This is a genomic window from Neisseria sp. Marseille-Q2251, assembly GCF_940793045.1.
In the GTDB taxonomy this organism is placed as follows: Bacteria; Pseudomonadota; Gammaproteobacteria; order Burkholderiales; family Neisseriaceae; genus Neisseria.
Genome location: NZ_CALNWV010000013.1, coordinates 42322 through 50437, shown reverse-complemented (window position 1 = coordinate 50437; position 8116 = coordinate 42322). Strand labels below are relative to the sequence as shown.

Annotated in this window: 10 protein-coding genes; 5 read left to right on the top strand and 5 right to left on the bottom strand. The window is 50.6% G+C overall.

All coding sequences use genetic code 11. The features are described 5' to 3' along the window. From AAG834_RS06755 to AAG834_RS06740, 4 genes are all read right to left on the bottom strand, one after another. The coding region (locus AAG834_RS06755; protein ID WP_342031653.1) for a hypothetical protein at window positions 1-280 on the bottom strand (280 nt) is incomplete at its 3' end. 267 nt (window positions 281-547) lie between these two features. Next, window positions 548-1093, bottom strand: a complete 546-nt coding sequence (locus tag AAG834_RS06750) for a hypothetical protein (RefSeq protein WP_342031652.1) — start codon at window positions 1091-1093, stop codon at window positions 548-550. A 235-nt stretch (window positions 1094-1328) separates the two neighbouring features. Beyond that, window positions 1329-1868, bottom strand: coding sequence for a DUF3304 domain-containing protein (locus tag AAG834_RS06745; RefSeq protein ID WP_342031651.1), 540 nt, complete (start codon window positions 1866-1868; stop codon window positions 1329-1331). Between the two features lie 304 nt (window positions 1869-2172). Further along, on the bottom strand, window positions 2173-2739 hold the full coding sequence (locus AAG834_RS06740; protein ID WP_342031650.1) for an NADPH-dependent FMN reductase: 567 nt from the start codon (window positions 2737-2739) through the stop codon (window positions 2173-2175). Between the two features lie 296 nt (window positions 2740-3035). Between AAG834_RS06740 and tsaB the strand changes: the two genes are divergently transcribed. From tsaB to AAG834_RS06710, 5 genes are all read left to right on the top strand, one after another. Continuing rightward, window positions 3036-3713, top strand: coding sequence for a tRNA (adenosine(37)-N6)-threonylcarbamoyltransferase complex dimerization subunit type 1 TsaB (gene tsaB, locus AAG834_RS06735; protein ID WP_342031649.1), 678 nt, complete (start codon window positions 3036-3038; stop codon window positions 3711-3713). Further along, the gene (gene rimI / locus AAG834_RS06730; RefSeq protein WP_342031648.1) at window positions 3710-4153 is read left to right on the top strand and encodes a ribosomal protein S18-alanine N-acetyltransferase; all 444 of its coding nucleotides are present in this window, start codon (window positions 3710-3712) and stop codon (window positions 4151-4153) included. The genes tsaB and rimI overlap by 4 nt, the downstream gene beginning before the upstream one ends. Further along, window positions 4147-4944 (top strand): uracil-DNA glycosylase family protein, encoded by a 798-nt coding sequence (locus AAG834_RS06725; protein ID WP_342031647.1) that lies wholly within the window; start codon window positions 4147-4149, stop codon window positions 4942-4944. The genes rimI and AAG834_RS06725 overlap by 7 nt, the downstream gene beginning before the upstream one ends. Window positions 4945-5004: 60 nt before the next feature. Beyond that, window positions 5005-5499, top strand: a complete 495-nt coding sequence (locus AAG834_RS06720) for a hypothetical protein (protein WP_003763765.1) — start codon at window positions 5005-5007, stop codon at window positions 5497-5499. A gap of 341 nt (window positions 5500-5840) precedes the next feature. After that, entirely contained in the window at window positions 5841-6509 is a 669-nt protein-coding gene (locus tag AAG834_RS06710; protein WP_342031646.1) for an HAD-IA family hydrolase, read from the top strand. 544 nt (window positions 6510-7053) lie between these two features. Here the strand turns inward: AAG834_RS06710 and rsgA are convergent. Then, the gene (gene rsgA / locus AAG834_RS06705) at window positions 7054-7920 is read right to left on the bottom strand and encodes a ribosome small subunit-dependent GTPase A (RefSeq protein ID WP_342031645.1); all 867 of its coding nucleotides are present in this window, start codon (window positions 7918-7920) and stop codon (window positions 7054-7056) included. Window positions 7921-8116 lie beyond the last annotated feature (196 nt).

Below are 8116 nucleotides of genomic sequence, written 5' to 3'. Positions count from 1 at the left end.
CGCATGAAGTAATAATGCCCTGCCATTGTTTCGCCGGAGCGTCGTCCGAACCGGCTGAAAAAGCGGCGGCGACTTCGGACAATACGGCCTCCTGCGGACGGATTTCAAACGCTGCGCGCTGGTTGAGGTAGGAAGACAGCGGCAGGGAGGAATCGGTGGAGGTGGCGGTGATTTCTACGCGGTAGGCTGTATTGGCGGCTTCGGAGGCGGTGAAAGAACGAACGGAGAGGGACGGGGAGAAACGGGCGAAGGTGAGGTGGTAGGATTGGCGGGCAGTCATGGCGTTAAATTTAAAGATGACAATGAGGTTCGTATGGTAACTTGAATGGCATCAACGGTAAAGCAAATGGGATAAACGGTAGAAAGGTCGTCTGAATGGAGGTTTTCAGACGACCTTTTTTAGTAAAACAAAGCAGTCTCCTATTTAGATATATGCTTGTATTCGCCCTATATACAAATCAAGAAGTCATACAAACTATATTTACTTAGAATCAGTCTGTTGATGACCTTTATTAATACATTGAATCTTGATCCAAGCTAAGATTAACTAAGCAAATATAAATCCTCTATCAAACCCATATTCATGTAATTCAGATATTAATTCATCAGAAAAAAATAACTTCGTTGAATGTAGTGGGTTGTTATGCCTACCAATACCTATAATTTTCAGTGAATTGTCATTTAATTTCATATTATCTGATGATAAAAACGAAGTATTCTCATCGATATAAATTCTTTCTGATTCTTGTTCATTAATTATATTTTCAGTATGCAACGAATTAATTAGAAAATATTTATCCGACAGAATAGTATCTTTACATACCAAATCAATTGGAATTATCTGAATTTCTTGATTATATTTATTTATTAAAAAATCAGCTAACTTTTTATCTACTAAAATGGTTGTTGCATTAGTCAGTAGTATATGATGGTTTTTTAATTTCGTACTTTTTGCTTCTATTTCAAATCCAGGTATAAAATCTAAACTTAATCTTGTTGAGTCACAAAATCCGAAATAACTAAATTTATCTTGATCTAAATAAAAAGCTGAAAATTTCCCAGATTGATTTAATTCATATATAAGCTTTGCCATTTCTTTCTTCCTTGATCATTTAATCATAATTGCCCTGGTAATGGTTTTGCCCATTTTCTTCTATTCTTATTAAGCTTCCTTTCTCTTGAGGCCGACTTAATTCACCCTGCATTCATTATTCTGAAAAGCAAGTAACGTGGAACTCAAGCCAATATAACCATCAAATTATTTAGTATTCGACTCGTTGGTATAGAATACCAGTTTAGCTTTACTCATCATTTCACCCCATCTTAATTCAAAAATCCGGATTTTCCTTACGGTATGCTTCGTTATCTTTTTTCAAAGTTTCATGAAACTGATGCATGGGATTTTCCGGCCTCTGCCTACCGTAACTTGAAATTAATACACGCACTGAATAATCCGGCAAAATGTGAAACTGCAATAATCCATTGTCTTCATCGGTAAATTTATCTACCTTGGCATCAACGTTACGCTCTTCAAATTCATTTGTATCCGTGCTTATCATCAAAGTCAGTGGCAGCGTCATCCCCTCATGCCAGCGGGGGATGGAAACGCAACACTGCCCACCCCCTTCCTCTGCATAAGGACTGATCCCACCTAGATGCCATGTTTGCCCGACCTGTTGATAAAAAATCGTTACACCCCGGTCGGAATAGTTGTTTAGCATAAATGAAAACGAGCGTTCCTGATCGGTGTCCACAAAAAAATCATCCTTTTGATTGAAGATTTCTTTTATTGAAGAAGCATAGATTGATAGAACCGGAAGAGCGGCGACTAAAACGACCAAGCCCAAAACCCTAAATATTTTTTTCATTTTTTTCCTTTTTGTCTGCCATAAGGCTTATGGCAGCGCATTTTAAATGACATCATGGTTCGTATAGTAGCTTGAATGATGTGGTGGGTAAAGCGAATGGGATAACCGGCTAATGGGTCGTCTGAATGGTGTTTTGTTGGCGTTGTTTCTTTCAGACGAGCTTTGATGTGTGCCTTCTCGAATGTTATTTATTTAAAAGAAAGGTCGTCTGAAACTTTAGATTTCAGACGACCTTTTCTGCATTAAACCTTTGATGTTTAGAAAGTCAGCTATTTTCTAACAGTCAACAGTTTTTCTGTTGGTTTTATTTGGGGTTCTTCTCGATAAGGGCGACGAGTTGGTCGATGTAGCCTTGAACGAAGCTACGTGCCGATTCGATGAGTTTGCCGTTGTCGTCAAATAAGGTGGGGGAGTTGCCGAGGAAGACTTCGGGCTGTCCGGTCAGCGGCATATTGAAGTAGGACAAGGCAAGGCGCAGGTTTTTTTGCGAGCTGTAACCGCCCATTTTGCCGACGGAATGGCTGATGATGCCTGCGGGCGTGTTTTTCCATGCGACGTCGGCGTTGGGTTTGGAGCCGATGTCTACTGCGTTTTTCAGGCAGGCGGGGATGGTGCGGTTGTTTTCGGCGGTAACGAACAATACGCCGTCGGAGGCTTTGATGGTTTGGCGGAAGGCGGTATAGCTTTCGGGCGTGGGGAAGTCGGTTTCGGCGGGGTCGTCGTAGTCGAAATTGTAGAGCGGCAAGCCGCCGATTTCGACGATTTGGGCTTCGTAGCCTTCGGGGAACATGGGGATGACGTTTTGCGCCACTTTGCGGGCGAACGAGCCTTTACGCAGGCTGCCTACTAAAATGCTGACTTTTTTTGCCATGAATTTTCTCCTGATTATGTGAAAATAATAACGATTCTTAAATTTATTTTAAAACTGTCAGCCGATTGTCGTCAATCCTATTGAGTGCAAATTGACCATTCATTCTGCGCAAAGTGAATCTGAACTGAGGAATCGGTTTGATGGCGGTTTGCCTGTCCCTGCCCTGCTCAAGTTTCGAGACAGTCCTTTTCTAAAGTGTTGAAACGTCATCGAGGTCGTCTGAAAACCCTATCGGGCATGAATCAAGACGACAATGCTATAATCCATCCTGAAATTTTTATCTTGAAGAACACGCCATGCAAGCCAATTTCAGACGACCCGTCCTTGCCATCGACACCAGCACTTCCTACCTGTCCCTCGCGTTGCAAACCGATGGACAGATTGTTTCGTTTCATGAAGATGTCGGCACAAAGCAATCCGATTTGATCCTGCCGCAGATTCGTATTTTGTTTGAACAAACCGGTATTGCGGCGGCGGATTTGGGCGTCATCGTTTATGCACAAGGTCCCGGCGCGTTTACCGGTTTGCGTATCGGGACAGGCGTGGCGCAAGGTTTGGCGACGCCGTTTGGCACGCCCTTAATCGGCATCCCCTGTCTAGATGCGGCGGCGTATCTGTTGCCCGAACAAAGCTGCGTACTGGCGGCGACCGACGCGCGTATGGGCGAAGTGTTTTACGCATGGTTCGACACGGGCGCACACCGACGGCTCGGCGATTATCAGGTGGGCAAAACGGATGAAATTGTCGAACCCGAAGGCCGTGCGTTTACCGGCGGCATAGGCAATGCGTTTGCGCTGACTGATGCTCCGCCCTTTGCCGGTACGCCGCAAATGCCTGCCGCTTTCGACTATCTCAAGCTGGCACTCAACGGGCGTTATCCCGCGTCCGATGCCGCGCACGCCGAATTGCTTTATGTCCGCAACAAAGTCGCCCTGACCGCCAAAGAGCAGGCAGAACGGAAAGCACAGGCATGAATATCCGCCCCGCTTTTTCAGACGACTGCCCTGCCCTTGCCGCCATTGATGCAGTCGGCAACCCGTCGCCTTGGTCTGCCAAACAATTCGCCTCCGCATTGGCGCAGAGTACGGATAAACTATGGGTCTGCGAGACCGACGGCGTCATCAGCGGCTTTATCGTGTGGCAGGATATATTGGATGAATCCGAGCTTCATTTGATTGCCACCGCCCCCAAATACCGCCGCCAAGGCATTGCCGCTGCGCTTTTGGAACATTGGTTCCACCACGCCCAAACCGCCGGTATCACGCGCCTGTTGTTGGAAGTCCGCGCAGGCAATACCGCCGCCCAATCGCTGTATCTCAAATACGGCTTTACCGAGGTCGGCATCCGCAAACATTACTATTCCCTGCCCGAAGGCGGGCATGAAGACGCCGTATTGATGGAAAAAACATGTTAAGCAGCCGCTATCTCCACTTGCATCAGGCATTAGGCTTAGGCCCGATGTGGCTGAACCGTAACGCCAAAGTCATCCCGCCCGCAGGCGATGCACCCGTTGCCCAGCCGCAAAAACCTGCCGCCGCCCAAGTTGCCGAAGCCGTCCGCACGATTTCCGCATCGGCACATCATGCCCGTATGGCGGCGATGGCGGCAGTTCAACACGAAAAAACCGCCCCCGCAGCGGCAACGCCTCCCGTACCGCCGACTGCTGCGCCGGTTGACGCGCCGGCTCCGTCTGCACGGATCAACTCCGCACCCGAAGATACCGCCAAAGCCGCCACTGCAACCGTTTCAGACGACCTCCCGCGCCTGCAAACCGAAGCGCGTCCGTCCGAAGTCATCATCATCAGCATCTGCCCCGCAACCGAAGACAGTCTGCACGGACAGCTCTTTCACGGCGCGGTCGGCGTCCTGCTCGACAATATGCTTGCCGCCATCCACCTGACGCCCCAACAAGCCTATAAAACCAGTTGGGTCAAAGCAGCGCCCGTTTTCAGTCCGCATCCTACTGACAAACAAATCCAAGCCGAGCTGCCACAGCTTGCCCGAGAGCTGGCCGATACGCAGGCGAAGGCCGTGTTATTGGTGGGTCAAATCTTTGAAAAACCCGAGCTTGCCCCATTAATAGACACCCTCTGCGGCAACACGCCCCGCTTCATCCTTCCCCACCCTGCCCGCCTGCTGCGCCAACCGCAGCTCAAAGCAAAAGCTTGGCAGGTTTTGAAACAAGTGCGGCAGATACTGAATTAAGGCACGCCGACAGCATCCCACACAGACGCCGCACCTCATCCACCCCCTTCCCTATCCATCATGTACCTCACCCAAGAAAAACCCTACCGCCCGCTGCTGATTGCCCTGATTTTCCTGACTCTGCCTCTGGCATTGCTGCTGCACGAAATCATCACAGTCGGGCTGTTCCGCCATTCCGGACTGCTGCTGACCTTCCAAAACGGGCAGTTGCGGCAAGTAGCGGGCTGGGATGACGCCATCGTTTGGTTTATCTGCGGCGTATTCGGCTTTTTCAACCTGATTATCGCGGGCGGACTGACCAAACTCGCCTACAAAAAAATGATGCGCCGCCATTTCCACTACGCCCTGTTTTTAAGCGGCGCGGCGGCGTGTGCGGCGGCTTTGGTCGTGATTATCTTGGAATCATTACTGGGCAGCGCGGCATTGGGCGGCATGCGGCAAGGCGGGATATTTCTTTACGCATTGAGCGTTTGGATATTGGCAATGTTGACGCTGCCGCGCCAACTGACCCGCGCGCCGGAGCAGCCCATCATTTTTCACAAAATGAAAAGATAAGCCGGAAAGCAGAAAATCGGGACACCGCCCTCCTTCATGTTCTTCAATAAGAAAACCCATAAAAAGGGGTCGTCTGAAACTTTTCAGACGACCCCTTTGCCCAAATTCATCCGCCCTTAGCGTTTGAATTCAGGCATGATTTTTAAAGTTTGCATCAATCTGTAAGCAGGCAGACATCCGTTTTTCTGCTATGATTTTTCTATAGTGGATTAAATTTAAATCAGGACAAGGCAACGAAGCCGCAGACAGTACAGATAGTACGGCAAGGCGAGGCAACGCCGTACTGGTTTAAAGTTAAGCCACTATATCTTGCCCAAAGGTCGTCTGAAAGAAAGCGCACGATGAAACCTAAACTGATTATCTTCGACTGGGACGGAACGCTGGCAGACACGACGCGCCCGATTATCCGCACCTTCCAACAAAGTTTTGCCGACTGCGGCATGCCCATCCCCGATGACGATGCCGTCCGCGCCCTCATCGGTTACAGCCTGCCCGAAATCATCCGCCGCCTCGCCCCTCATGCCGGCGAACACATGCGTGAAGAATTGGCGGAAACCTACGCCGCACACTATCTCAACCCCAACAACCACAACATGACGCTCTTCCCCGAAGCCCTGCCCTGCCTGCACACCCTGCAAAACCAAGGCTACTGGCTCGCCGTCGCCACGGGTAAAGGCAGGATAGGACTCGACCGCTCCATCGCGCAAACCGGTACAGCCGATTTTTGGATGGCGACCACCTGCGCCAGCGAGCAAGCCTCCAAACCCGCGCCCGACATGATTTTCAAACTCTGCGACGAATTAGGGCTAACGCCGCAGGAAACTTTGGTTGTCGGCGATACGACCCACGACTTGGAAATGGCAGCCAACGCCAAAGCCCACGCCGTCGCCCTCACTACAGGCGCGCACTCCGCCGCCATGTTGAACACCGCCCCGCATCTCGCCATGCTCGACAGCCTCTCCGAACTGCCTGATTTCTTGGAAACGTTTGATTGGACAGGCAAGGTTTGACTCAAGGCACAAGTCCTTTAAAAAAAACAGACAGCAAAACCGTAGCGATTTGAATTAAACCCTAGACCCACCACCAATCCGTAGCGTGTGCTTTGCCCACGAAATCTATCAATCACCCCCAAGCCGAACCATAATCCGAGCCGTTTTTTCGTGGGCAAAGCCCACGCTACGATTCGCTCTTTTCAGACGACCTTTTTGAGCAAAACAGCAGAATGTGTGACGGATAACCGAGAGGCAACGCCGTGTCGGTTTAAATTAAACCTAAAGCCCACCTCCAAACCGTAGCGTGGGCTTCGCCCATGAAATCTATCAATCAAACCACAAACCGAACCATAACCCAACCGTTTTTTTCTCGTGGGCAAAGCCCACGCTACAACTCGCTGCAAGCATTACAGCTTGCTGCCTCCTGATACCGTCCTTCCTGCCTGCTCGACCATACCAAAATGAATGATTCAATCGCCAACAAAAACGTCGTCTGAAAACCGGTTTCCAAGTTTTCAGACGACATTTCTTATTCCACAAAGACAATTCCGATTGCCTATCCCTATCTCAACAACTCATCCGTTATCCGTTGCAAAAACTCGATGCGTTCGGGCTTGGCTCCGCCTGCTTCGGCGGCGGCTTTGACGGCGCAGCCGGGTTCGGCGCGGTGGGTGCAGTTGTGGAAGCGGCATTGTCCGGCGAGGTGGCGCAGGTCGGGGAAATATTGCAGCAGGTCGGCGGCTTGGAGGTGGTGCAGGCCGAATTCTTGCAAACCCGGGGAGTCGATTAATTGGGTTTCTTCGTTTAAATCGTAAAGCTGGGCGTGGGTGGTGGTGTGTTTGCCGGAGTCGAGCGCGGTGGAGATGTCGCCGGTGCGGGCGGTTTGGTTGCCCAGGAGGGCGTTGGTCAGGGTGGATTTGCCCATGCCGCTTTGTCCGAGCAGGATGTTGGTATGCCCTTGCAGGACGGGGCGCAGGATGTCGGCGTTTTCCAGCGCGCGGGTTTCGATAACGGGATAACCGAGCGTTTCGTAGAATTTGAGTTTTTCGCGCCAGAGGGCGGTTTCGGGCAGGTCGGCTTTGTTCAGGACGATGACGGCTTGGATGCCCGCGGCTTCGGCGGCTAGGAGGGCGCGTTGCAGCAGGGCTTCACTGGGAGAGGGAACGGCGGCGGTAACGATAAGGAGCTGGCTGACGTTGGCGGCGATGAGCTTGGTTTTCCAAGCGTCTTGGCGGTAAAGCAGGCTTTCGCGCGGCAGGTAGTCTTCGATGACGGCTTGTTCGGCGTTGACGGTTTGGATATGCACGCGGTCGCCGCAGGCGAAGTCCACCCGCTTTTTACGCGTGCTGGCTTCGTAGGTTTTGCCGTCGGGCGTGCGCACGATGTAGCGGCGTCCGTAGCTGGTAATGATTTGAGCGGTATCGGTCATGAACGGTTGGGTCGGGTGGATTGGATAAAGGGAATATTCGCAGCGGCGTGGTAGCCTTGCGGCGAAGAGAAAAGATATTGTACCGAAATAGGCAGGGGTCGTCTGAAACGATTCTATAGTGGATTAACTGGAAACCGATACGGCGTTGCCGCTTGTCTTGATTTCAACGCAACCCGCGAGATTCGGAAGGTTTTCA

What these genes read in the sequence shown, in the direction of transcription:
- AAG834_RS06750 (WP_342031652.1), bottom strand. Translation starts at nt 1,093, where the DNA reads ATGGCAAAGCTTATATATGAATTAAATCAATCTGGGAAATTTTCAGCT.
- AAG834_RS06745 (WP_342031651.1), bottom strand. Translation starts at nt 1,868, where the DNA reads ATGAAAAAAATATTTAGGGTTTTGGGCTTGGTCGTTTTAGTCGCCGCT.
- AAG834_RS06740 (WP_342031650.1), bottom strand. Translation starts at nt 2,739, where the DNA reads ATGGCAAAAAAAGTCAGCATTTTAGTAGGCAGCCTGCGTAAAGGCTCG.
- tsaB (WP_342031649.1), top strand. Translation starts at nt 3,036, where the DNA reads ATGCAAGCCAATTTCAGACGACCCGTCCTTGCCATCGACACCAGCACT.
- rimI (WP_342031648.1), top strand. Translation starts at nt 3,710, where the DNA reads ATGAATATCCGCCCCGCTTTTTCAGACGACTGCCCTGCCCTTGCCGCC.
- AAG834_RS06725 (WP_342031647.1), top strand. Translation starts at nt 4,147, where the DNA reads ATGTTAAGCAGCCGCTATCTCCACTTGCATCAGGCATTAGGCTTAGGC.
- AAG834_RS06720 (WP_003763765.1), top strand. Translation starts at nt 5,005, where the DNA reads ATGTACCTCACCCAAGAAAAACCCTACCGCCCGCTGCTGATTGCCCTG.
- AAG834_RS06710 (WP_342031646.1), top strand. Translation starts at nt 5,841, where the DNA reads ATGAAACCTAAACTGATTATCTTCGACTGGGACGGAACGCTGGCAGAC.
- rsgA (WP_342031645.1), bottom strand. Translation starts at nt 7,920, where the DNA reads ATGACCGATACCGCTCAAATCATTACCAGCTACGGACGCCGCTACATC.